Genomic DNA, 24,876 nt, shown 5'->3' with positions numbered 1-24,876 from the left:
ATAATACCACCGTGAAATCACGGTGGTATTACTGATATTAGTGAGGCTGAGTTTGTTTTTTCGTCAGTAGAGTCGAAAGAATTCCCTTCTCTAATTCGCTAACAGAGAGGGGCTTATTAAAGTAATAGCCTTGGCAATAATTGAAATTACAGCTTTGGATATATTCTAGCTGCTCTTTCGTTTCAACCCCTTCAGCGACCACTTTAAGATTGAGCTTATTACAAATGGCTTTTGTTGCTTCAACGATTGCTTTCCCACTGTCGTGCTCATTTTGAACAAAACTTTGATCTAGTTTAACAGTACTGATTGGAAGGTTTTGCAATTGTGATAACGATGAGTACCCAGTTCCAAAATCATCAAGATAAAGCTCAAAGCCCAGTGCAGCAATAGCCTCTAAACACGACATAGCCTCACTGAATTCTTGCAGCATGGCAGATTCGGTTATTTCTAAAGCTACTTGAGCTGGGTCTATATTATACTCTTCAATAATTAACTTTAGCTCATCTAAAAGAGACATTTTTAGTTGTGCACGAGATAAATTAATACTCATGATTAACTTGGTATCGTATTGTTGATTCCACTCTTCCAATTGTTTACAAGCGCTTCTCAGCACCCAAGAGCCAATAGGGATAATTTGCCCAGTTTCTTCTGCCAATGGAATAAATTCAGCAGGAGAGACATGGCCTAAAGAGTCGTCATGCCAGCGAATAAGCGCTTCAAAACCTTTTAACAACATTGTATTAAGATCAATGATAGGTTGGTAATACAATTCAAAGTCTTTAATTTCAAGTGCTTGAGATAAGTGATGGCGTAGTGCATTTTTACGATACAGCGTTTCTGCCAAATGCGGCTGGAAATGATAGCTACAGTTGCGACCATGCTTTTTAGCACAATGCATTGCCATATCAGCTTGAGTAATTAAGGTTTCAAAACTATTGGCATCTTTAGGGTATTGCGCAGTACCGATACTGCATCCAATCGATATTTCACCAATATTTTTGATATAGAAAGGGCTGTTTAGTGCCGAAATTATCTCTTGGGTTAGTTGAACTAAATTAGGGATATATCGATCTTCAACTTGGATTATAAATTCATCACCACCAAAACGGGCGACAAGCCCTCGTCCTCTTATTGTATCTAATAACCTAATTGCAACTGCTCTTAATAACTTATCACCAATAGCGTGACCATAAGTATCGTTAATCAGTTTAAAGCTATCGAGATCAAGAAATAATAAATGGTACGGAAATGAAGAATGATGGCTAGCTTTTAGTGCCGTAGAAATACCGCGTCGATTCATCAGCCCAGTTAAAAAATCGTGCTCAGCATTATAACGTTCGCGCTGTAAATTCTCTTTTTCTTTTGAAATATTAACAACTTGAAGTAGGAGTTGAGATTTATCAGATAGCCATTTAGTTTCAATGTTAAACCAAATATGACTTTTTCCTGTCCAACATAATCGGCTATGTTTAAGGTTTAGGTTATTTTTTGCGTCAGATATCCATTGTTGGGCAATATCAATGTCGCCAACAAAGGATGCTAAGTTACTGAGATCTGAACCATAGTTTTTGGTAAACACGGTATTGGCACTCACCAAATTACCTTGCTCATTAAATAGTAGCGCTAGATTAGAGTAATCAGAAAAAGCAAGTTCACGTCGAATACTTGATTCATCACCAACCACTTCCACAAGCATTGCAATACGTTTATCAGGCAAATTGATACCAGAGAAAATGCAAAGCAAGTTTTTGCCTACCTTTCTTGGATCTAAATGCCACCAGGTTTTGATTGTTTTATTTTGTTTAAATGTTTCGCGGTACTCTTCTAATGTTGCTTCTACTGCGGCTGACATATCTTTGCCAAGATCGCGCGATCGAAGTTCGTCGTGAGAGGAAGACTCCCATAAAGGAAGTGCTTTGTCGTTAGCCCAAATGATTTGTTTGTGGTCAAAATCAAAAATCCAAATAGGACTTTGAAGATGATTAAAAGGCGAGTAAATATCCATCACCAATATCTTTTTAATTATTATGTGAGGTGATTTTAACTGACATACAAACAACAGAATATAAAATTTTCTATAAATACGTGATATTACTCCACAAAATTATGCTTTGCATGCAAACTTTTGTATAACAAATAAGTCGCTTTTAGGCGGATTTAACTTATTGTAATAAAATGTTTTTACTGTTTAATTATATTCTTTAAATGAAAAGGAATAAGAAAGTAACAACATTACTTTCTTATTATCCAAGTTCATTTAGCGATTATCCAACAGCTGGAATTAAGCCGACCATTTGTAAGGCCTGCGCAGATATAATTAAAACACCCGCCATTGTCACAATAATTAAGCCAAAATTACCACCCTTCACTTTATAAGGTGAAATTTCATTAGATATATTATGCTTTTTTCTCTGAGATCTAACCATTGCGACAGGTAAAAATATCGCCAAAATAACTAAAGCAATGGCTGCGTATCCTAGCGCCATAATAAAGCCTTGTGGGTAAAAGATAGCAAAAGCAAGGGGAGGTAAGAAGGTGATCATGCCCGTTTGCATACGACCACTGGCACTACTTGAACGTTTCAAGCTATCAGCCATAAAGTCAAATAACCCTAAACTCACACCTAAAAAAGATGTTGCTAGTGCAAGATCTGCGAAAATAGAGACAGATTGGCTCACCATAGGGTTATGGAGTAAATCGCTTAAGCTCGCAATAAAACTGCCCAATGTTGTGCTTGCCATTAACTCTGGTTGGCTCATTACACCTTGACTTGCTAATTGCCATAAAACGTAGATAAAAAGAGGCAGTGCTGAGCCAATAATCATGACTTTCTTTAACGTTTTTATATCAATGCCTATGTAACGCACGATCGATGGAATACTGCCGTGGAAACCAAAAGAGGTAAAAACAACAGGTAATGCTGATAAAATTAAGCCTTTTTGTACTGGCATTTCAACAAGGTGTTGTCCTTCAACATGCGGAACTAATAACCCCAGCATGACAGCTAGCGCAATAATTTTTGCAGCAAAAAGTAAGCGGTTTACTAAATCAACAGTATGAGTGCCAACAGAAACTATCGCGGCAATTAAAAGTGTAAATAATAATGCGCCTAATTGTGGCGGAATGGATGTATTAAACCAGCCACTTAACTTCTCACTTAACTGACCACCACCACCTGCAATGTAGGCTGCACATAAAGAATAAAGCAGAAAGATCATGGAAAAATTAGCAATAATTTGTCCTTTGCGACCAAGAAGTTGTTGAGCCAAAGTATTTAATGTCGCATTGGTATCTGAATGTTGATGAACTTCAATCATCAATAAAGCGGTGTAAGTCATTAGTGCCCACATGCCGAACATGGCAACTAATGCGGTGGTAAACCCAAGTCCAGCAGAAGCGAGAGGAAGGGCTAACATGCCTGCACCAATAGTTGTACCAGCAATAATAAGCATACTGCCGAGTGTTTTATTTAAAGCCATTTGTGTTGCTCCCAGAGGTAAATAATTAGATCGGGAGGTGGTCGTTATTGATCACCTATCGTTGCTCCCTATGAAAATAGAGGCCACAGAGGCGTATCGAGATGAGTGTAAAGTTTTTATTACATCTTGATAATAGCCACTGTGGCTATCGATAGGTATGTGCTGTCGAGGTATACTTCATTAAATTTGCTCTAACTGTTCTTTACTAGTGGATGTGTTGATTTTAATAGCGTATTTCACTACAAGGTCACATTAACGATAGATATCTCTTCTGTCAACATTAGTTTAATGAATGTAAATTAATATTTACACTGATTGGTGTGGAGATTAATTGTGTGATTGATGAAAGGAAGGCTGTATAACAAATGATCTAAAGCATAGACTAATAACAGTCAATATTCGGTGGATGATGCAGAGGGATAGGATGCTTGAAATTACAATGATAAGTACCGGTGAAGAGGTCTTACTGGGTGATATAACAGATACTAATGCAACGTGGTTATCTCGTCTTTTTTTTCAACATGGCTTTCCAATGACACGTCGAATAACTGTTGGTGATCATTGTGAGCGAATAGCAAAAGAAATTGAGTCATGCAGTTTTAATAGCGATATTGTTATTGTTAATGGTGGACTAGGGCCTACAAGTGATGATTTAAGTGCTGCCGCGGCGGCAATGGCTGCTGATGTTGGCTTGGAGCAATCTGAGCATTGGGTTTCGGAGATGAAAGCAAAATATAAAAAGCTAAATCGAGAAATGCCTGTGGCTAATTTGAAGCAAGCAATGCTACCTGAAGGGGCTGAATTAATCGATAACCCTGTTGGCACTGCCTGTGGCTTTTCGATTAAATTAAATCGTGCTTGGATATGTTTTACTCCAGGCGTTCCCAGTGAATTTAAGTTTATGGTTAAAGAGAAAATACTGCCATATTTACAATTACACTATCCTCAGATCCAATCGTTGCAATGTCATCGATTATTTACCTATGGTTTGTCAGAGTCCGGAATAAGTGACACCTTGAAGCATATCGTTTTACCGCACGGTTATGAATTGGGGTACCGTTCTTCATTACCCTTTATTGAGGTGAAACTATTCGCACCATCAAATGATCGCTATGCACTAGAACTATTAAATAAAATGGAACGATTGCTAGGCGATAACATTGTGGGAAAAAATTTGAGCTTACTTGATAACCTTGAATATCTCATTGAAAAAAAGCAGAAAAAAATGGGTTTGTCGGAGTGTTCAACAGGCGGCTTTGTAGTCAATTGGCTTAATCAAAAATGTAAGTTAAGCGAATACATTGTATCTGCCACCGTCAACCATAATGCTATGAAAGAAGAGAACAGTTTAGAAACGTTAGTGAGTGAAATAGACAAGCAATTGTCTCTCATTTATAGCCACTCAAAGGTTGATATTGGCTTATATTCTGGCGCTATAGTAGAAGATTGTTTTACTGTTGGGATAATCACTTTGGAAGGTCGGTGGATCCAACAATTACAGTTTAAGCGTGAATACACATATAACGATCAACGCGCGATTATTGCCACAGTGCTTCTTGATATGCTTCGTCGTCAACTGGAAGGGATTAACGTTTTTGGTCACTATGAATCGTTAAATAGAAGATTGAAAAAACATAGTCTATAACTGCTAGGTTAACCTATATTACAGTTTATGAATCATAGCGTTGACAAGTAAAATGCAAGCATAATATTGGCATAGATTATAAAGATTGCGCCTTATTTTGAATGCTGTATTATTAGGTTATATTAAGAGAAAATAATTGCAAATCAGTATCCTATCTTTCTGATAGTGAAGTTAACTGAGTAACATATTTCGTTGCTATGGTTATGATTTGAAAATCGCAAAGGATAGAAGATAAATGACTTTTAAATTAAAAAAGCTAGCGTTAGCCACTTCAGTTGTACTTTCTGCATTCATGCTACAAGCTTGTAATGATGCTGACACTGCGGCAAATCACAACCAGCAGCAAACAGAATCAACGGCTAAAACAGAGAAAGCTGAGATGAAATCATTAGATGTTAATGTTATTTACCTTGATCGCCGTATGCTACCACCAGGTGCTGTGTTAAAAGTTGCATTAGAAGATGTGTCTCTTGCTGATGCGCCCTCAACGACAATTACAAGTGAATCAATGGACGTTGCCGGTGCGCCGCCATACCCTGTAGCACTTCAATATGACGCTGCGAAAATTCAAAATAATCATCGCTATAGCTTACGTGCAACCATTAAGGTTGGTGATAAGCTAGTCATGACTTCAACAACAAGCATTGACCCATTTGCAGCAGACGTAAAACAGCCTATAGAGATTAAATTAGACCGTGTTGCTCATCAGCCAAATGAAACAACAGAGAATACTCCGTTAGTTGGTCATAAATGGGATTTAGTGACGCTTGAAGGTGAAACTGTAAAACCTGGTGCTGGTGGTAATGTGGCATTTATCCAATTTGATATGGATAATAAATCGGCTCATGGTTTTTCTGGCTGTAATAACTTCCAAGGCTCATTTGAAACATCTAATGGCACACTAACGATGGGGCCTGCAGCTGCAACACGTAAAATGTGTATGGATGGTATGGAGCTAGAAAAGTCATTTTTAGAAACTATGCCTAGTTTTGCAAGCTATGTAATTGTTGATAATGTACTTACAGTGAAAGATAAGCAAGGAAATCAGGTTGCGACCTTTAAAAATGGTAAGTAAGACTTAATATAATAAATATTAAAACTTAATAGATTGATAGAGCGCGTAAATTGTAATTACTAATTACATTTACGCGCTTTTTTATTATGTGATATAAATCACCGTCACATATCCTAAATAAGACTGTAATAAAAACTTATTATTTTTTTTAGGCATTCTAAGAATATACATCTATTCTATTATTATGTTTATTTGTACTACCTTAAATTTACTCATTACTAATTAAAGGATTATATAAATAATTTAAACTTAAATTTTAATATAATTAATAACTTAGAAGGTTGATTATTTTATGAGTTCTACCAGTAACAAAATGGGGTTAATGGGTTTAACAACCATTGTCACCGTTAATATGATGGGATCCGGGATAATATTATTACCATCAAGTCTTGCTGTAACAGGAGGTATAGCCCTATTAGCATGGGTTGTTACAGCATTAGGTGCACTTGCAATTGCTTATGCTTTTGCAAAGTGTGGAATGTATTGTACGGATGATGGCGGGATGTCCGCATATGCTGAAAAAGCACATGGTAAATCCAGTTTTTTTATTGCTTCTTATACTTACTATGTGTGTTTAGTTATTAGTGCGGTTGCGATTGCTGTATCGTGTGTCGGGTATTTAGAGTATTTTATCCCGTGGTTAAAAGAGACTCCAATTCATACTTTTTTTGGAGTTATTGCTATTTTAATTATCACTATGTTTGCCAATGCTAGAGGTGCAAGAATAACAGGGCGAATATCTACAGTTACTGTATGGGGGATCATAATTCCCGTACTTGGTTTGTCACTTATTGGTTGGTTCTGGTTCGACCCGAAAATTTTCTCGGAAGCTTGGAACCCGCATGGTGTCTCGGTCGGTAGTGCTGTTTATTCTGGTATGGCGTTAACGCTGTGGGCTTTCTTAGGAATAGAATCAGCAGGGGCTAACTCAGGTACTGTTGAAAACCCTAAACGTAATGTGCCTCTTGCCTGTATGCTCGCCACCGTTTTTTCTGCAGCAACTTATATTGCGTCTACAACTGTTATTCAAGGTATTATTCCTAACGATATTTTAGCTAAATCAGATTCCCCTTTTGGTCTTGTTTTTGCTCAGATGTTTAACCCATTCGTTGGGGAGATTATTACTGCAATGGCAATTCTGGCCTGTGTTGGTTCACTGCTTGGTTGGCAGTTCACCAATGCCCAAGTCTCGAAAGTTGCTGCTGATATGCGATTATTTCCAAAGATTTTCTCTGATGTAAATAAGCATGATGCGCCGTTTAAAGGCATGATGATTATGCTAGCTTTAGAATTATCGCTGGCTGTGATGACTATTTCCCCAACCTTATTAAAACAATTTAACGTCTTGGTTAATTTAGCCGTGTTTATCAATATGGTGCCATATATTCTATCACTTACAGCTCTTGGTATAATTATGAAGCAGGCTAATGTAAGTCAGAAAGAATATAACACGGGCATATTAGTCGGATCTGTTGCTGTTATTTACAGTATTTATGGTGCGTACTCTACAGGTGAGGAAGCCGTATTCTATGGCGCCGTTATTACATTATTTGGTTATTTCTTCTATGGGTTCATCGCTAGCCGAGATGCAGTTCCTAATAAAACATAAATGTTGGCATTTAATTTAAACACAAATGATCTATCGAAATAAATTTTATTATAACAGGACCAGAATATGCTTAATTACGGAAAACATAAGAGAGTTTTAATTTTTGATAACTCGCAAAAAACTGGGGTTATTGCGAATGCAATTGATCGTTTAGTCGAACAATTTAAAAATGAATCGATTACCGTTCTTAGCGCCTCTTCTTATGATGATTGTTATTCTATTCTAAATGTTAATTTAGCAATTGATTGCTTAATGTTGACCTCGAGTATGACAGGGCAGCAACAAGAAGAAAACGATATGTTCTTTTCGTTGATTGAAAAATTAAATCAACGCCAAGAAGGGGTTCCCGTATTTTTACTGGCAGAAAGAAAAAAAGTGACCTTGACTATTAACCGCGAGTTAATGTCTCAGGTTGATGAGTTTGCGTGGATATTAGAAGATACGGCTGACTTTATTGCTGGTCGTGCCATAGCGGCGATGGAACGTTATCGAGAGCAATTACTGCCGCCACTCGCATCTGCGATGATGAAATATGATGATATTCATGAGTATTCTTGGGCCGCACCTGGACACCAAGGTGGTGTCGGTTTCCGTAAAACACCGGCGGGTCAACGATTCTATAACTATTATGGGGAAGGTCTATTCCGCTCTGATATGGGGATCGAGCGAGGTTCTTTAGGCTCGTTATTGGATCATACGGGAGCGTTTGGTGAGAGTGAAGAATACGCGGCAAAAGTTTTTGGTGCAGATAAATCCTATTCTTTAGTCACTGGTACATCAGGTGCAAACCGTACCATTATGCAAATTTGTATGCGTGAAAATACTCTCGCTATCTGTGATCGAAACTGTCATAAATCTATTGAGCAGGGATTAATGCTTACTGGTGCATTACCGGTTTACATGGTACCAACTCGAAATCGTTACGGTATTATTGGTCCTATTTATCCAGATCAAATGTCGCCAGAAGGTTTAAAGAAATCAGCAGAAAGTAGCGAACTCACGAAAGCTAAAGCCGGAACACAAGCAACTTATGCAGTGGTGACAAACTGTACTTATGATGGTTTGTGTTATAACGCTAAGCGTGCGCAAGATATATTAGCAGAAAGTAGTAATCGTATTCACTTTGATGAAGCCTGGTATGGCTATGCGCGTTTTAATCCTATTTATACCGATCACTTTGCGATGCGTGGTGAGCCAATAGAAGATCCTGATGCACCAACAGTGTTCGCGACACACTCAACGCATAAATTATTAAACGCATTGTCACAGGCGTCATGGATCCATGTACGCTATGGTAAAGATCATATTAATTTTGAGCGTTTTAATCAGTCTTACATGATGCATGCAACAACATCACCGTTATATGCAATTAGTGCATCTAACGATATCGCTGTATCACAAATGGATGGTCCTCGAGGTCAATCTTTAACTCATGAAGTAATTAAAGAAGCGATTGATTATCGTCAGGCGATGGGGCGTTTACATAAAGAATTTGCTGCTGATGGTGAGTGGTTCTTCAAACCATGGAATGCAGAAACGATCACTGATCCTGATACGGGTAAAGTCTATGATTTTGAAGATGCGCCGGCAGAGCTTTTAGCAACGCATCAAGATTTCTGGGTGATGAAGCCTGGTGATAAATGGCATGGGTTTGAAGATATGCCTGCTGATTGGTGTATGCTCGATCCAATTAAAGTCAGCATCTTAGCACCTGGTATGGGAGATGATGGCAAGTTATTGGATACAGGTGTACCTGCAGCGTTGGTTACACAATACCTTACTCGATTTGGCATAGTGCCAACTCGAACGACAGACTTCCAAGTTATGTTCTTATTCTCAATGGGGATCACTAAAGGTAAGTGGGCAACGCTTGTTAATACCTTATTGAGCTTTAAAACACACTACGATAATAATACGCCACTGAAAAATGCTTTACCGGATCTTGTTGCTGCTCATCCTGATGTGTATGGGCATTTAGGCTTAAAAGATCTTGGTGATAAGATGTTTGGCTATTTGAAACAACATACGCCATCGGAAATGCTAAATGCGGCTTATTCAACCTTACCTAAGGCTGATATTACGCCACGCGCTGCGTTTGAAGCGATAGTTGATGATAATGTTGAAATGGTACCTTCTGATAAGCTACAAGGTCGTATTGCAGCCAATGCGGTTATCCCATATCCACCGGGTATTCCAATGTTGATGTCAGGTGAGAACTTTGGTGATGATAGTAGCCCGCAGATTGGTTACCTTCATAGCCTTGAAGTATGGGATAAAGAATTCCCAGGCTTTGAGCATGAGACAGAAGGGACAGAAGTTGAAGACGGTGTTTACCACGTAATGTGTGTGAAAAATAAGTAACGTGATTTAGCACTAAAAGAAAAGGTAGCTCTATATTATTGAGCTACCTTTTTTGTTGTTTCTTGCTTTGTTGTAACTTGGTAATCAAATTCTATTTCGACATCTGATTTAGGGACTGACCGACAGGTTAATATTTCATTTGGTGCAATAAAAGCGAGTGCGTCATGTTGATCAACAGCACCTTGTTTTAACTTACAACGGCAAGCACCACACATACCATTTCGACACTGGTATTCAGGTTGAATCCCCGCTTGCTCTAGTTGCTTGAGTAAAGGCTCATGGGTATTTCCATGAACCTTCACACCATTAACCTTAATGGTTAATTGACTCATAGTTCGAAGTCACCAAGATCATCAGCACTTACATCGTTGTCAATTTGACCCACAAGGTATGAACTGATCTCAGCTTCTTGTGGTGCAACTTGTACGTTGTCAGAAGATAACCAAGAATTAATCCATGGAATTGGGTTTTGTGTTGCGCCTTCATAGGCTGGGCGTAAACCCACAGCAACCATGCGTAAATTGGTAATATATTCTACATACTGACACAAGATTTGCTTATTTAAGCCTATCATTGAACCATCTTTAAATAGATAGTCCGCCCATTCCTTTTCTTGTTCTGCTGCTGCTTTGAAAAGATCAAAGCAATCTTGCTCACACTCTGCAGCAATTTCGACCATTTCAGGATCGTCATGACCATTACGTAGTAAGTTCAGAATGTGCTGGGTGCCAGTTAGGTGCAACGCCTCATCACGTGCAATTAGCTTGATGATTTTTGCATTACCTTCCATTAGTTCGCGTTCAGCGAAAGCAAATGAACATGCGAAGCTTACGTAGAAACGAATCGCTTCTAGTGCGTTCACAGACATTAGACATAGGTATAGCTTTTTCTTAAGTTCACGAAGGCTAACTGTGAATGGTACACCGTTAGCAGAATGATTACCTTCACCAAAGCGGTGGTAGTCATTCGTAGCAGTAATTAGATCATCATAGTATCTAGAAATATCACCAGCACGTTTAATAATATGCTCATTCTCGACGATATCGTCAAAAACCACAGAAGGGTTGTTAACGATATTGCGGATAATATGCGTATAAGAACGTGAGTGAATTGTTTCAGAGAACGACCAAGTTTCAATCCATGTTTCTAATTCAGGAAGAGAAACAATCGGTAATAGTGCCACGTTAGGACTACGGCCTTGAATCGAATCAAGTAATGTTTGGTATTTTAGATTACTAATGAAAATATGCTTTTCATGATCTGGCAGGTTATTGTAATTAATACGATCGCCAGAAACGTCCACTTCTTCTGGACGCCAGAAAAATGATAATTGTTTTTCGATAAGTTTTTCGAAAATTTCAAATTTTTGTTGATCGTAGCGAGCAACATTCACAGATTGACCAAAGAACATAGGCTCTTTTAATTGATCATTACGTGTTTGACAAAAAGTACTATAAGCCATGATTTCCTCAAATCAAAGGGGAGCCATGAGGCTCCCATTTAATAATTAAATTTTACAACTGGTGCAATCGTCCGCTGCCATATCACCCTGACTATCAGAGGCACCATCACGAGTGTTATGGTAGTAAAGGGTTTTTACACCAAGTTTGTAAGCATTTAGTAGATCCTTAAGTAGCAGCTTCATTGGAACTTTACCGCCAGCTTGCTTACTTGGATCATAATTGGTGTTAGCCGAGATCGCTTGGTCGATAAATTTCTGCATGATACCCACAAGTTGTAGGTAACCATCGTTACTGCCGATATTCCATAGTAGCTCGTAGTTATCTTTGTACTTAGCGTAATCAGGAACAACTTGCTTCAGGATACCATCTTTTGACGCTTTAACTGAAACGAAACCTCGTGGTGGCTCAATACCATTTGTCGCATTAGAAATTTGCGACGATGTTTCTGATGGCATTAATGCCGATAGGGTTGAGTTACGTAGACCGTGTGTTTTGATCTCTTCACGTAATGTTTCCCAATCGTAGCGTAATTCAGCAGAACAAATATTATTGATATCTTTTTTATAGGTATCAATAGGTAGAATGCCTTGTGCATAGGTTGTCTCATTAAAGGCAGGGCAAGCACCTTGCTCTTTAGCCAGACTCACAGATGCTTTCAATAAGTAATATTGAATTGCTTCAAAGGCTTCGTGTGTCAGGTTATTTGCGCTGCCGTCAGAGTAACGCACACCATTTTTCGCTAAGTAGTAAGCAAAGTTAATCACACCCACACCTAATGTACGACGGTTCATCGTTGAACGACGCGCTGCTGGAAGTGGGTAATCTTGGTAATCCAATAACGCATCAAGCGCACGAACAGTTAGCTCTGCTAGCTCTTCTAAATCATCAAGGCTATCAATAGCACCTAAGTTAAATGCAGACAGCGTACACAGTGCAATTTCACCGTTTTCATCTTCAACGTTGTTCAGTGGCTTAGTCGGCAGTGCGATTTCAAGACACAGGTTAGATTGACGAATAGGAGCAACCGCCGGATCAAATGGGCTGTGTGTATTACAGTGGTCAACGTTTTGGATGTAAATACGACCTGTTGACGCACGCTCTTGCATCAGTAGTGAGAACAAATCAATTGCCTTGATTGTTTCACGCTTAATGCTGCTATCTTGCTCATATTTTAGGTATAAACGCTCGAACTCGTCTTGATCAGCAAAGAATGCATCGTACATTCCTGGTACGTCAGAAGGAGAAAACAGAGAAATATTTTCGCCTTTGATCAAACGGGTGTACATCAGTTTGTTGATTTGAACGCCGTAATCCATATGACGAACACGGTTTTCTTCAACACCACGGTTATTTTTAAGCACTAACAGTGATTCAACTTCACGGTGCCAAATAGGGTAGAACAGTGTTGCTGCACCACCACGCACGCCGCCTTGAGAACAGCATTTAACAGCAGTCTGGAAGTATTTGTAAAATGGAATACAGCCTGTATGGAAAGCTTCACCACCACGAATTTCAGAGCCTAGTGCACGAATACGGCCAGCATTAATACCAATACCTGCACGCTGTGATACGTAACGAACAATAGAACTTGCCGTCGCATTGATAGAATCAAGGCTGTCATCACATTCAATCAGTACACAAGAGCTAAATTGACGTGTAGGCGTGCGAACACCAGACATAATTGGTGTTGGTAGTGAAATTTTAAATAGTGATGATGCATCATAGAAACGCTTAATGTAATCAAGACGTGTTTCTTTTGGATACTTATTAAATAAAGCTGCTGCAATCAGGATGTATAGGAATTGGGCACTTTCAAAAATTTCACCTGATACACGGTTTTGAACAAGGTATTTACCTTCAAGCTGTTTAACCGCTGCGTATGAAAAGTTCATATCGCGCCAGTGATCGATAAAAGTATCCATCACTGCGAATTCTTCTGCGGTGTAATCTTCTAACAAGTGGCTGTCGTATTTACCTTTAGCTACAAGGTTTTTAACGTGCTCATATAGCTTTGGTGGCTCAAATTGACCGTACGCTTTTTTACGTAGATGGAAAATCGCCAAGCGTGCAGCAAGGTATTGGTAATCAGGAGTCTCTTCAGAGATTAAATCCGCCGCAGCTTTGATGATTGTTTCATGGATATCATCAGTACGGATACCATCGTAAAACTGGATATGAGACTTTAGTTCTACTTGAGATACAGAAACGTTTTCTAAACCTTCTGCAGCCCATTCAATTACGCGGTGGATTTTATCTAAATCGATATTTTCAGTACGGCCGTCGCGCTTGGTAACTGTTAGTTGTTGAGTCATTTTTAGTTAGTTTCCCAGTTTTCCTTGCATATGAGCTTTTTTTGCAACTTTCTATAAATAGATTAGCAAAGAATGTGATCTTTGATAAAAATTCTTGTAAGACAAAAACACTATATGTTGGGGTGTGCTGTCAAAGTGATTACAAGATAGTGGTGATTTCTTTTTTTTGCAAGATGACATTTTTTGACCAGCTGTGGATAAGATGGGGATTTTTATAAAAAAGTCAGTGCCTACTTACTTAACTCGCTAATGCCATCAATTAGATAGCAAATTGCAATATTGGATGGTGAGATTTTAGTGAGAAAAAAAATATTTTTTTGTTGAAATTTAGTGGTTTTAGGAGTTCAAAAATTGTTGTGAGTGATATCAACAAATACTAAGTAACCCTTGATATGACAAGATATTTTTGAGTGACTATGTACACAGTTTATTGGTCTAATGTTATTGAGATGTTTATTGATAGAAGAGTTGAAATGCATAAGGTGGAATAACAAGAGCGGAGCTTCAACATTGAATACGCAATGTTGAAGCTAAAAGCGTCATTTATGTAGGTTAGCTTTGCTTTTGGGTGTGAACAATATAGTTCACATCAACATTGGAGCCTAAACTATAAGCATTTGTTAGAGGATTATAATGTAAACCGATAATATGACGCTCTTCTAATTCTGTTTTATCAATCATTGCTATTAATTCAGAAGGGCGAATGAACTTATTATGATCATGTGTTCCCTTGGGAACGATACGCATCACATGCTCAGCACCAACAATAGCAAAAAGGTAAGATTTGAGATTACGGTTTAAGGTTGAAAAGAAAACGTGGCCGCCCGGCTTAACCATTCTCGCACAGGCTGCAATTATTGATGCTGGATCAGGAACATGCTCTAGCATTTCCATGCATGTAATAACATCATAATATCCATGACGCTCATCAGCATGCTCTTCTGCTGTTGCTTGAATGTAGTCTAACTTTGTCCCTGTCTCTAATGCATGTAAACGAGCAACAGTTAATGGTTCTTTGCCCATATCGAGACCAGTTACTTCAGCACCTTCAATTGCCATACTTTCAGCTAAGATACCACCGCCACAACCGACATCGAGTACCTTTTTGCCAAAGAGGCCATTAGCGTGATCAATAACGTAATTTAGACGAAGGGGATTAATTTGATGGAGAGGTTTAAATTCACCTTCTAGATCCCACCAGCGAGAGGCCATATCTTCAAATTTACTGATCTCTGCTGGATCAACATTTAGTGGTTTGCTCATTACATTGATGCCATTTTCCTTAATTGATACTGTGCATTATGCGAAATAATTGAATGGTTGCAAAGCGGTAAAATAAAGGGTGATTGATTCAGAAAAGAAATAGCCAAACGAGATGTGTTTGGCTATTTGATTATGTATTGATAGCAAAACTAATCATTAAAGGAGGTTAAGGTGGCAGGAATAAGCTCTGGGCTCACAGAGCCACCAAGAAAAGTGAGTGTCGCGAGTATTGCCATTAATATGTATTTTCCAATGACTATTGATAGTCCAATTATATTTATTGCTGTACCCATCAGCGTATCCTCATACATCCATTAAGTAGGCGTATAATAAGATTTTTGACCTAAAATCTGCCTATCTATTGTATATTGTGTATATTGGCTTAGTAACCACACTATTTTAGTGGGTATTGGGGGCATAAAAGTTGCGACAACTCTCAATCTTATGATTCATTAATCAATTGCAACGCATACAGTAAAAAATTAAGTTATCACTCTAGTTTTTACAAATCGTTACATATTCGGTAAGTTAAAATAGTTACATTATGATTTGAGTTGTTCTTCCAATAGTGTGTAATTTATAAACAGGTGCATATATTCAATTCACAATTGTGACATCGTTTATTTCTGTTTTATTTCATTTCCGCTAAATTACTCACAACATAAGTCGTGAAAGGTGTGCCTATTAGGGCTGTAATATGCTATATTCTTACGCCTTGCACGTATAAAAATACGACAGAAATTACCTGAGGGATATTGGCTCCATGAGCGATCTTGCAAAAGAGATCACGCCCATAAATATTGAAGATGAGCTGAAAAGCTCTTACCTCGACTATGCGATGTCAGTAATCGTTGGTCGTGCTCTTCCTGATGTGCGTGATGGCCTTAAGCCAGTACACCGCCGCGTTTTATTCGCGATGAATGTACTAGGCAATGACTGGAATAAAGCATATAAAAAATCTGCCCGTGTGGTAGGTGATGTTATCGGTAAATATCACCCACATGGTGATAGTGCTGTGTACGATACAATTGTACGTATGGCCCAACCATTCTCGTTGCGTTACATGCTCGTAGATGGTCAGGGTAACTTTGGTTCAATCGACGGCGATTCAGCCGCTGCGATGCGTTATACCGAAGTTCGTATGTCTAAAATCGCACATGAACTACTTGCTGATCTAGATAAAGAAACTGTGGATTATGTACCAAACTACGATGGTACAGAGCAAATCCCTGCAGTATTACCAACAAAGATCCCTAACCTATTGGTGAATGGCTCTTCTGGTATTGCTGTCGGTATGGCAACAAATATTCCGCCGCATAATCTAGGTGAAGTGATCAATGGCTGTTTAGCTTATATCAATGATGAAGACATCACCATTGATCAGCTAATGGAATACATTCCAGGCCCAGATTTCCCGACAGCTGCAATGATCAGCGGTCGTAAAGGAATTATTGACGCTTATCATACTGGCCGCGGTAAAGTTTACATGCGTGCCAAAGCGGAGATTGAAGTTGAGAAGAATGGTAAAGAAACCATTGTTGTTCACGAAATTCCGTACCAAGTTAACAAGGCTCGCTTAATCGAAAAGATTGCAGAGCTTGTTAAAGATAAGAAAGTTGAAGGCATTAGTGCACTACGTGACGAATCTGATAAAGATGGTATGCGTATTGTTATTGAATGTAAGCGTGATGCTGTGGGTGAAGTTGTACTTAACAACCTTTATGCACAAACTCAGCTACAAACCACATTCGGCATCAACATGGTTGCACTGGATAACGGTCAGCCAAAAATCTTTAACTTAAAAGAAATGCTGAAGTGCTTCGTGAATCACCGCCGTGAGGTGGTAACACGTCGTACTATTTACGAATTGCGTAAAGCGCGTGATCGTGCACACATCCTTGAAGGTCTTGCTCTTGCTTTGGCTAACATTGATGAAATTATTGAGCTTATCCGCCGTGCACCAACACCTGCAGAAGCGAAAGCTGGTTTAATTGCACGTGGCTGGGATCTTGGTAATGTAGCAGCAATGCTTGAGCGTGCTGGTACAGATGCTGCACGTCCTGAGTGGCTGGAAGAGCAATTCGGTATTCGTGATAATCAGTACTACTTAACTGAACAGCAAGCACAAGCGATTCTTGATCTTCGTCTGCACAAGCTAACAGGGCTTGAGCACGAGAAGATTTTAGAAGAGTACAAAGCACTGCTTGATGAAATCGCGGAACTAATGTACATCCTGTCAAGCTCTGAGCGCTTGATGGAAGTGATCCGTGAAGAGCTAGAGCTAGTTAAAGAGCAGTTTAACGATGAACGTCGTACTGAGATCACTGCTGCTAGCCACGACATCGATTTAGAAGATTTAATCACTCAAGAAGATGTTGTTGTAACGCTATCTCATGAAGGTTACGTTAAGTATCAAGTTTTAAGCGACTATGAAGCACAGCGTCGTGGTGGTAAAGGTAAAGCTGCAACGCGTATGAAGGAAGAAGACTTCATTGAGCGTCTGTTAGTTGCTAATACTCACGATACGATTTTATGTTTCTCTAGTCGTGGCCGTATGTACTGGCTGAAGGTATATCAATTACCATTAGCAAGCCGTACTGCACGTGGTAAGCCAATTGTGAACATTTTACCTCTTGAAGAAAATGAGCGTATTACCGCGATTCTTCCTGTACGTGAATACACAGAGGACAAGTTTGTCTTCATGGCAACCGCTGATGGTACAGTGAAGAAGACACCATTAACTGACTTTAGTCGTCCTCGTAGTGCCGGTATTATTGCCGTTAATCTACGTGAAGGTGACTCATTGATCGGTGTTGATGTTACTGACGGTGACTGCGATATCATGCTGTTCTCTGCATTTGGTAAAGTTGTTCGCTTCTACGAAAGTCCTGTGATTGATGCTGAAGGCAACGCGAAAGGCGGTGTTCGAGGTATGGGCCGTACTGCCGCAGGTGTTCGTGGTATCAAGCTTGCTGAAGGCGATAAAGTGATTTCACTTATCGTTCCTCATAACGATGGTGATGTACTAACAGTAACTGAAAACGGTTACGGTAAGCGTACAGAACTGGCTGAATACCCAGCGAAGAGCCGTGCAACGCAAGGTGTTGTATCGATTAAAGTCTCTGAGCGTAATGGTAGCGTTGTTGGTGCTATTCAAGCAGAAGACGGCGATGAATTCATGATGATCACTAACGCTGGTACGCTAGTTCGTACTCGTGTTTCTGAAGTAAGTCGTGTTGGTCGTAACACTCAAGGTGTAACGCTTATTCGTACTTCTGAAGGCGAGAAAGTTGTTGGCCTTCAACGTATTGATGAACCAGAAGAAGAATTAATTGAAGATGCGGAATTAGTTGAAGGCGAAGCTGTAGAAAATGCACAGCAGCTGCCAGCAACTGATACCAGCTCTGATGATTCAACTGAACAAGAATAAGTTATCTTAACTTGTTGATGAGATGGCGATTACTCCTAGAGTAGTCGCCATTTTTTTATCTCGTATTTTGCTTTTATTAAGAATGTATCAATATAGTTATTAAAACGCTCAATACGTGAGTTTTTGAATAAATCTACGTTGTCGTATTCGAAATATTTCAGGAAAATTCAATTATTCCAAATATTCATCTGCGCATCATTTTTTTGTTGGTAGGCTTTTTGTACTTTGTTTATTCATCAAGCTAGCAATTTATAATAAAAACTTTTAAGTTGCTTAATAAAGGTGTAAAAACAAAGGATTGACATTTGCTGTCGTGGCAATGTTTTCTCTTATGTTGTTTTATAATGCTAAAAACGTTATGTGTTTGGTGTTATTAGCTTTATGAAGCAATAGGCATTTATTTTATTTCCCCAAGCAGGAGCAAAGTCAAAATTATGGATAAGGTTTATAACTTTTGCGCAGGACCCGCAATGATCCCCGCAGATGTTCTCGCTAAAGCTCAACAAGAATTGATTAACTGGAATGGTTTAGGTACTTCTGTGATGGAAGTCAGCCACCGTAGTAAAGAATTTCTTGCTGTTGCTGCACAATCAGAACAAGATTTACGCGATCTTTTGAATATTCCTGCTAACTACCATGTGCTGTTCTGCCATGGTGGTGCACGTGGACAGTTTGCCGCTGTACCGTTAAATTTATTGGGTGATGCAGAAACCGCTGATTATATGGATGGTGGCTTCTGGGCGCACAGTGCGATTGAAGAAGCAAAGAAATATTGCCAGCCAAATGCGATTGATATTACCTGTGAAAAAGACGGAAAAAAGGCAGTACTACCAGCTTCACAATGGCCACTCTCTGACGATGCGGCATTTGTGCATTTTTGTCCAAATGAAACGATTGATGGCATTGAAATCCGTGATTTACCTCAGACGGATAAACCCATTGTGGCTGATATGTCATCAACAATTTTATCGCGTAAGATTGATGTATCAAAATACGGTGTAATTTACGCCGGTGCGCAAAAGAACATTGGCCCTGCTGGCTTAACGATTGTTATTGTACGTGATGATTTGCTTGGTAAAGCTAAATCTATTCTACCAAGTATTCTTGATTACACGGTTTTGGTAGAAAAAGAGTCAATGTTTAATACACCCCCAACATTTGCATGGTACTTAGCTGCTGAAGTCTTTAAATGGCTAAAAGCTGTTGGTGGGGTAGAAGCGATGGAAGAGCGTAATCTCGCGAAAGCTAAATTACTGTATGACTTTGTTGATCACTCTGACTTTTATATCAACGAAGTACACAGTGATAATCGTTCAATTATGAATGTGCCGTTTCAATTACAAAATGCTGAGTTGGATAACTTATTTTTAGAGCAAGCAGATTTGGCTGGTTTAAAAGCATTGAAAGGACATCGTGCAGTGGGGGGGATGCGTGCATCAATCTACAATGCGATGCCATTAGAAGGTGTTCAAGCATTAGTTGATTTTATGGCTAAATTTGAAAAAGAATACGCGTAAAATCAAATAAAATTAAAGCCATAGTAGTCGATATTATGGCTTTTTTTATTTTGATAATGTTTAAAAATAGTAGTGTAATGATATAAATAGAGACGCTAATTTCTGTTACTATTCTTAACAGTTTTATTATTGATGAAAAGCATTTCATATATATAATCGCGCGATTATCCCCCCTAGAATAGCTTTTATCGTTATGTGGAAAATGGCGTCAATTAAGTCATATTACAACAACTATATTAAAGATATATCGATTGTCTTTTTATTGTTATTGCCATTAACGATTTGTAACGCAATAACCATATTTGTTGGTCACTCCTTAAATATTGCAGGATTAACACAAGCTGCGAGTACGTTTTTCTATTTCTCAGATTTACTAATAGGTATTTATCCTATTACGTTGTGTATTATCACAAGCTATTACATTTCAACGAAACATGGTGTCAATGCTATGGTTGTTGTGCCGTATTCATTGCTTATGTACATTGCGATTTCGGTGCCTAATGATCTTGTTGCGGCAAATACAGGATTACCTAATAATCCTCTGATTGCGTTACTGACGGCTATTATTTCAGCAATCTGTTGCGTGTCGTTTCGTTTATTTCCACTTGATCCGTCTCGTTTAGATTTTGTGAAAACACTTTATATACAAGTGGCTCACTTTTTTGCTTTTCTATTGATGACACTTGCACTCGCAAAGTTAATGGAAAGTTTCCTCGCTTTTAGTACAGGTGCGAGCCAATTTATAACGTTAAATCCATTAACTTTTTTAGGCGGTCTTGCATACCAATTTATCTTGGGGTTATTGGGTGCTGTTGGTATTAATGGGCATAACTTTTTATTTCGCGCAAAGCAGCAACTTTTTGAAAACACACAATTAAACATTGCAGCATGGCAAGCTGGAGATGCACCGTTAAATGTCTTAGGGCAAGGTTTTTATGATGCATTTTTATCAATGGGGGGCTCTGGAAACACGATCAGCCTTTTGCTATGTATTTTATTGTTTTCAAAAGATCGTCGCCACATCACGTTAGCAATATCTGCGATACCATTAGTGATCTTTAATATTAATGAGTTATTACTGTTTGGTTTGCCTATTATATTTAATCCAATATTAATTGTGCCTTTTGTGTGTGTACCGTTAGCTAGTTTTGTTGTGGTTTATAGCGCGATATCATTAGGCTTGGTAAATCATGTTGGTACGATTGTTGACTGGATGACACCGCCATTGTTAAGTGGCTATATTGCGACCCAAAATAGTATTGGTGGCGTTGTTCTACAGTTTGTGGTGATAACACTTGGCGTGATGATTTATCGTCCGTTTTATTTGAATTATGTTGGGCGAAGTCGTCAAAATAACATGACGATGAGCCGACAGTCAGAATTAGAAAGCTCAACATTTAAAACCTTCTTAGGTGATATAAACCAAATGATGGGTAGTTATGTGAGTAAGCATGATATAAGCCGTCGGGTTAATCATATGCTTAATAACGGTGAGTTTTTGATGCATTATCAGCCACAGGTAAACGTAACTAATGCTACGAAATTATCTTTTGAGGCGCTAGTTCGTTATAAAGATAAAACGGGTAAACTAAATCCGCCAATCTTTATTAATGATTTTTATCAGCTTGGTGCAATTAAACAATTGGATCAGATGGTTATCGATCTCGTTTTAAATGATATGCAAAGTATGCCTCTAGCTAATGGCTGTAAAGTATCGGTGAATATTTCAGCTGAGAGTATTGCTGATCCTGCAATTATTCATCTGATCATGGAGCGCTTACGCTTTTATAATATTGACCCAGAAAATTTAGAAGTTGAGATCACAGAAGAAGCTATTATCACTGAAGATAAGCAGATTTCTAAAAATATAGATGCACTGCAAGCATTAGGGATCACTGTTGCTATCGATGACTTTGGCTCGGGTTACGCGTCGTTCCCGCATTTACTTAAATTTAACTTCGATAAGGTAAAACTTGATAGATCGTTGTTATTGAATACGCAAAATGAGCGAGAAAAGAACCTTTACCAATTGTTAGCTAAGATCAGTGAAGTAACGGGCTGTGTTCTGGTTGCAGAAGGCATTGAGACGGAACAAGAAAAACAGTTTGTTGAACAGTGTGGTATCGATATTTGCCAAGGCTATTATTTTGCGAAACCTATGCCATTAGATGAGGCACAGGTTTGGGCTAACAGTAAGATCCGGATTTAACAAAAAGCCACAGCATTATGTGGCTTTTTGTTTATTGTTTTGGATATATCAGCTTATCTGTATCGAAACCTGCTTTTTTAGCAATGTTGATATAACGTTCTAATTGCTGTGGGCTTATTTGCTTGTGACGAGATAATAACCAGAAGTAATCGTGGTTATAACTGCTGATCAGCGCGGTTGAATAGTCTGGCTCTAAATAAAAAATAATATAGCTGCCATAAAAAGGGCCAAAGAAAGAGACTTTAAGGTAGCCAACATTATCATCTTCTACAAATTTGGCTTTACCAATGGCTTCTTTCCATTCTTTTAACTGAGTGTTAAAACCACGATTAACGACTTTTACACTGCCATCTTCATTCATACTGTAAGTTGCAGTGACATAGTCTAAATCACGCTCAAAGCTATGATCCATTCTTGCTATTTCATGCCACGTTCCCAAGTATTTATTAAGCACAAAAGGTGTTACTGCTTCAATATTGTTGGGTTTACCTGTTGTGCATCCAAACATGGTTGCGATTAACATGATAAAACTTAGCGATTTGATATATTTTGCCATTAATTATTCCTTAATTATTTGGCGGTAAAAATATGACGCTAACGGTAAAGCTGACATTGTCATTGGTTATATGGTAAGGCCAATTCATCCTTTCACAGATCCGTTGCACAATAACTAAACCACACCCATAGCCTTGATTATAGATCTCATTACCATCATGACGGTTAGTAATCATTAGCGTATTTTTGTTTAACTTAATAATAATGTCACCAACGCTATAACTAAATGCATTTTTTATTAGATTATTAATAATAATGGTGATGAAACTGAGTGGTGCACTGATCGGGGTGTTACATGAAAGCGTCAGCTGATAATTGGTATCTTGTTTAGCAAATAAAGGTTTCATAACCGTAAGCTGCTTACTTAATTCGTCTTCTATATCACAAACGACAAAATGTTGCGGCTCTATATGCTGCTTTCCTAATAACAAAAAAGTTTCTGTGAGAATTTTCATATCCTCACTGGCTTGGTGTAAACGGTTGATCGCCTTTTTTGCAATCATGGGTTGATTAGGAACCTTATCAAGCAGCTCTGCCGAGCCCTGAATAATCATAATAGGCGTACGTAACTCATGCGATGCAAACCGGCTGAATTCTTGCTCTCGCTGAAAATAGTGTGAGATCTCACGTTTACTATCTAATAACGCTTGTTCAATTGCGCGTGTTTCATTGTATTGGGTATCAATAGTAAACTCAGTATGATCTGGCTGCATTTGACCGATCTTATGTTTAATTTGTTCAAATGGATGCGATAGCGAACGAATAAAATAAAAACTATATCCGCCCATTAATAGTGATAACAATACGCCGAAAATAAAAGTGAAGTAGTGTAAGCTATTTTCAAACTCATCTAAGTAATCATCAGCATCATCTTGGTACACAACATACATCAAGCCTTTTCCTGATGGGTGTTTAAAGACAATAAAGTGTTTATCTTCAGTACCGCGGAGGTGTTCATAAAATCCGGGTCTACGGTATGGTTTAAGCCAATCGGGTAACGAATTTTGGCTCCAATAACTTTTAAATTCACTATTGTTGGGAAGAGGGGCTTTTTCGCCCATTTTCTTATAATCAATTTGGTACTGGGAAGATTCCTTATCTAACCAGTGATGAAGACTAATTACTTCTAATCGATTTTCTGCAATATAAATGACGATCCAAAAGAGCACGAACATACTGAATGCCATGACACTGACGCTAAGTCCAACTTTTTGGTAAAGACTTGGATATTTATGCAGCTTTGATACGGTAGCCTTGTCCATGAATTGTCTCTAATCGTGATTCAGAAAAACCTTTGTCAATGGCGTTGCGTAAACCATAAATATGACTTCGTAATGCATCACTACAGGGCGATTCTTCTCCCCAAATGGTTTCTATTATTTGCTGTCTAGTGACAACATTAGGTGCATGTTGAACCAATAATTTTAATATCTTTAGTTGAGTACGATTTAATTTTATTATGTGGTTTTCTCTACGTACTTCATCTGTTTGGTTGTTTATTTGAATATCTGCATAGCTTAGCAATCCAATATCTTTACGCTGACCACGATTAGCGAGTGCCTTTATTCGAAGAGACAGCTCTTCCATCGCAAATGGCTTTAGAAGGTAATCATCGCCACCGGCTTTAAAGGCTGCGATTTTATCGTCGAGTGTATCTTTCGCCGTAAGGAAAAGAATTGGCGCGCCGCAAAAAAGCTCATTCCGAATTTTAGCAACGGTCGAAATACCATCCAATTTAGGCATCATGATATCCATGATAATCACGTCATAATAATTATCTTTAATTAATTTAAGCGCACTTTCACCGTGGTAAGCACAGTCAACAATATTGCCTTCAAGCTCTAGATAGTCAGAGATTGTTTCAACGATTTGGTCATTATCATCAGCAATGAGTATTTTCACGTTTGGCCTTATGTTTTTCACGAATATTTCACAGAGGTAATATTAATATAGTTTTC

At 38.5% G+C, this 24,876-nt stretch carries 17 protein-coding genes; 8 read left to right on the top strand and 9 right to left on the bottom strand.

The window, feature by feature from the left end; translation table 11 throughout:
- Positions 1-37: 37 nt before the first annotated feature.
- A complete protein-coding gene (locus C9J45_RS00790) occupies positions 38-2,005 on the bottom strand; it encodes a bifunctional diguanylate cyclase/phosphodiesterase (RefSeq protein WP_107205683.1) in 1,968 nt (655 codons plus the stop codon).
- A gap of 259 nt (positions 2,006-2,264) precedes the next feature.
- Positions 2,265-3,479 (bottom strand): tyrosine transporter TyrP, encoded by a 1,215-nt coding sequence (gene tyrP / locus C9J45_RS00785; RefSeq protein ID WP_107292029.1) that lies wholly within the window; start codon positions 3,477-3,479, stop codon positions 2,265-2,267.
- Between the two features lie 424 nt (positions 3,480-3,903).
- Between tyrP and C9J45_RS00780 the strand changes: the two genes are divergently transcribed.
- The 4 genes from C9J45_RS00780 (at position 3,904) to adiA (ending at position 10,169) form a co-directional block, all read left to right on the top strand.
- Positions 3,904-5,124, top strand: coding sequence for a CinA family nicotinamide mononucleotide deamidase-related protein (locus tag C9J45_RS00780; RefSeq protein WP_107290428.1), 1,221 nt, complete (start codon positions 3,904-3,906; stop codon positions 5,122-5,124).
- A 235-nt stretch (positions 5,125-5,359) separates the two neighbouring features.
- On the top strand, positions 5,360-6,199 hold the full coding sequence (locus tag C9J45_RS00775; protein WP_107205686.1) for an META domain-containing protein: 840 nt from the start codon (positions 5,360-5,362) through the stop codon (positions 6,197-6,199).
- A gap of 292 nt (positions 6,200-6,491) precedes the next feature.
- Positions 6,492-7,808: a putrescine-ornithine antiporter gene (potE, locus tag C9J45_RS00770; protein ID WP_107205687.1), complete on the top strand. Its 1,317-nt coding sequence runs from the start codon at positions 6,492-6,494 to the stop codon at positions 7,806-7,808.
- Positions 7,809-7,874: 66 nt separating this feature from the next.
- Complete coding sequence (gene adiA, locus C9J45_RS00765; protein ID WP_107205688.1) at positions 7,875-10,169, top strand: arginine decarboxylase; 2,295 nt, start codon at positions 7,875-7,877, stop codon at positions 10,167-10,169.
- Between the two features lie 35 nt (positions 10,170-10,204).
- On the opposite strand, the gene yfaE is transcribed toward adiA, so the two are convergent.
- The 4 genes from yfaE to ubiG form a co-directional block, all read right to left on the bottom strand.
- Positions 10,205-10,501, bottom strand: a complete 297-nt coding sequence (gene yfaE / locus C9J45_RS00760) for a class I ribonucleotide reductase maintenance protein YfaE (protein WP_107205689.1) — start codon at positions 10,499-10,501, stop codon at positions 10,205-10,207.
- A complete protein-coding gene (gene nrdB, locus C9J45_RS00755; RefSeq protein WP_107245483.1) occupies positions 10,498-11,631 on the bottom strand; it encodes a class Ia ribonucleoside-diphosphate reductase subunit beta in 1,134 nt (377 codons plus the stop codon). Before nrdB ends, yfaE begins: the two co-directional genes overlap by 4 nt.
- Before the next feature lie 45 nt (positions 11,632-11,676).
- Positions 11,677-13,944 (bottom strand): class 1a ribonucleoside-diphosphate reductase subunit alpha, encoded by a 2,268-nt coding sequence (gene nrdA, locus C9J45_RS00750; protein ID WP_107205691.1) that lies wholly within the window; start codon positions 13,942-13,944, stop codon positions 11,677-11,679.
- A 552-nt stretch (positions 13,945-14,496) separates the two neighbouring features.
- Complete coding sequence (ubiG, locus tag C9J45_RS00745; RefSeq protein ID WP_107205692.1) at positions 14,497-15,207, bottom strand: bifunctional 2-polyprenyl-6-hydroxyphenol methylase/3-demethylubiquinol 3-O-methyltransferase UbiG; 711 nt, start codon at positions 15,205-15,207, stop codon at positions 14,497-14,499.
- Positions 15,208-15,378: 171 nt separating this feature from the next.
- Here ubiG and C9J45_RS21520 point away from each other — a divergent pair, with 171 nt between their 5' ends.
- The 4 genes from C9J45_RS21520 to C9J45_RS00730 all read left to right on the top strand — a co-directional run bounded on the left by C9J45_RS21520 (position 15,379) and on the right by C9J45_RS00730 (position 22,363).
- Positions 15,379-15,525: a hypothetical protein gene (locus C9J45_RS21520; RefSeq protein ID WP_158259261.1), complete on the top strand. Its 147-nt coding sequence runs from the start codon at positions 15,379-15,381 to the stop codon at positions 15,523-15,525.
- A gap of 445 nt (positions 15,526-15,970) precedes the next feature.
- Positions 15,971-18,637 carry a DNA topoisomerase (ATP-hydrolyzing) subunit A gene (gyrA, locus tag C9J45_RS00740; RefSeq protein ID WP_107205693.1) on the top strand — a complete coding sequence of 889 codons (2,667 nt, stop codon included), beginning with the start codon at positions 15,971-15,973 and terminating at the stop codon, positions 18,635-18,637.
- A 434-nt stretch (positions 18,638-19,071) separates the two neighbouring features.
- Positions 19,072-20,154 carry a 3-phosphoserine/phosphohydroxythreonine transaminase gene (gene serC / locus C9J45_RS00735; RefSeq protein ID WP_107287025.1) on the top strand — a complete coding sequence of 361 codons (1,083 nt, stop codon included), beginning with the start codon at positions 19,072-19,074 and terminating at the stop codon, positions 20,152-20,154.
- A gap of 193 nt (positions 20,155-20,347) precedes the next feature.
- Positions 20,348-22,363, top strand: a complete 2,016-nt coding sequence (locus C9J45_RS00730; protein ID WP_107259490.1) for an EAL domain-containing protein — start codon at positions 20,348-20,350, stop codon at positions 22,361-22,363.
- A gap of 31 nt (positions 22,364-22,394) precedes the next feature.
- On the opposite strand, the gene C9J45_RS00725 is transcribed toward C9J45_RS00730, so the two are convergent.
- From C9J45_RS00725 to C9J45_RS00715, 3 genes are read right to left on the bottom strand one after another with little or no spacing between them, the layout of a single operon-like run.
- Complete coding sequence (locus tag C9J45_RS00725; protein WP_107287023.1) at positions 22,395-22,919, bottom strand: lipocalin family protein; 525 nt, start codon at positions 22,917-22,919, stop codon at positions 22,395-22,397.
- A 10-nt stretch (positions 22,920-22,929) separates the two neighbouring features.
- Positions 22,930-24,180, bottom strand: coding sequence for a HAMP domain-containing sensor histidine kinase (locus C9J45_RS00720; protein ID WP_107205696.1), 1,251 nt, complete (start codon positions 24,178-24,180; stop codon positions 22,930-22,932).
- Positions 24,149-24,820, bottom strand: coding sequence for a response regulator transcription factor (locus tag C9J45_RS00715; RefSeq protein WP_005370856.1), 672 nt, complete (start codon positions 24,818-24,820; stop codon positions 24,149-24,151). Before C9J45_RS00715 ends, C9J45_RS00720 begins: the two co-directional genes overlap by 32 nt.
- Positions 24,821-24,876: the final 56 nt, after the last annotated feature.

The organism is Photobacterium sp. GB-1, from assembly GCF_003026165.1.
Taxonomy (GTDB): domain Bacteria; phylum Pseudomonadota; class Gammaproteobacteria; order Enterobacterales; family Vibrionaceae; genus Photobacterium.
Note: the sequence above shows the minus strand (reverse complement) of the source record. Positions and strands in the feature narration are given on the sequence as shown.

Bases quoted from the DNA above. Each gene is read 5' to 3' on its own strand.
- nrdB (WP_107245483.1), bottom strand. From the start codon at position 11,631: ATGGCTTATAGTACTTTTTGTCAAACACGTAATGATCAATTAAAAGAG.
- C9J45_RS00720 (WP_107205696.1), bottom strand. From the start codon at position 24,180: ATGGACAAGGCTACCGTATCAAAGCTGCATAAATATCCAAGTCTTTAC.
- nrdA (WP_107205691.1), bottom strand. From the start codon at position 13,944: ATGACTCAACAACTAACAGTTACCAAGCGCGACGGCCGTACTGAAAAT.
- C9J45_RS00725 (WP_107287023.1), bottom strand. From the start codon at position 22,919: ATGGCAAAATATATCAAATCGCTAAGTTTTATCATGTTAATCGCAACC.
- C9J45_RS00780 (WP_107290428.1), top strand. From the start codon at position 3,904: ATGCTTGAAATTACAATGATAAGTACCGGTGAAGAGGTCTTACTGGGT.
- serC (WP_107287025.1), top strand. From the start codon at position 19,072: ATGGATAAGGTTTATAACTTTTGCGCAGGACCCGCAATGATCCCCGCA.
- adiA (WP_107205688.1), top strand. From the start codon at position 7,875: ATGCTTAATTACGGAAAACATAAGAGAGTTTTAATTTTTGATAACTCG.
- potE (WP_107205687.1), top strand. From the start codon at position 6,492: ATGAGTTCTACCAGTAACAAAATGGGGTTAATGGGTTTAACAACCATT.
- C9J45_RS00790 (WP_107205683.1), bottom strand. From the start codon at position 2,005: ATGGATATTTACTCGCCTTTTAATCATCTTCAAAGTCCTATTTGGATT.
- tyrP (WP_107292029.1), bottom strand. From the start codon at position 3,479: ATGGCTTTAAATAAAACACTCGGCAGTATGCTTATTATTGCTGGTACA.
- gyrA (WP_107205693.1), top strand. From the start codon at position 15,971: ATGAGCGATCTTGCAAAAGAGATCACGCCCATAAATATTGAAGATGAG.
- ubiG (WP_107205692.1), bottom strand. From the start codon at position 15,207: ATGAGCAAACCACTAAATGTTGATCCAGCAGAGATCAGTAAATTTGAA.
- C9J45_RS00730 (WP_107259490.1), top strand. From the start codon at position 20,348: ATGTGGAAAATGGCGTCAATTAAGTCATATTACAACAACTATATTAAA.
- C9J45_RS00775 (WP_107205686.1), top strand. From the start codon at position 5,360: ATGACTTTTAAATTAAAAAAGCTAGCGTTAGCCACTTCAGTTGTACTT.
- yfaE (WP_107205689.1), bottom strand. From the start codon at position 10,501: ATGAGTCAATTAACCATTAAGGTTAATGGTGTGAAGGTTCATGGAAAT.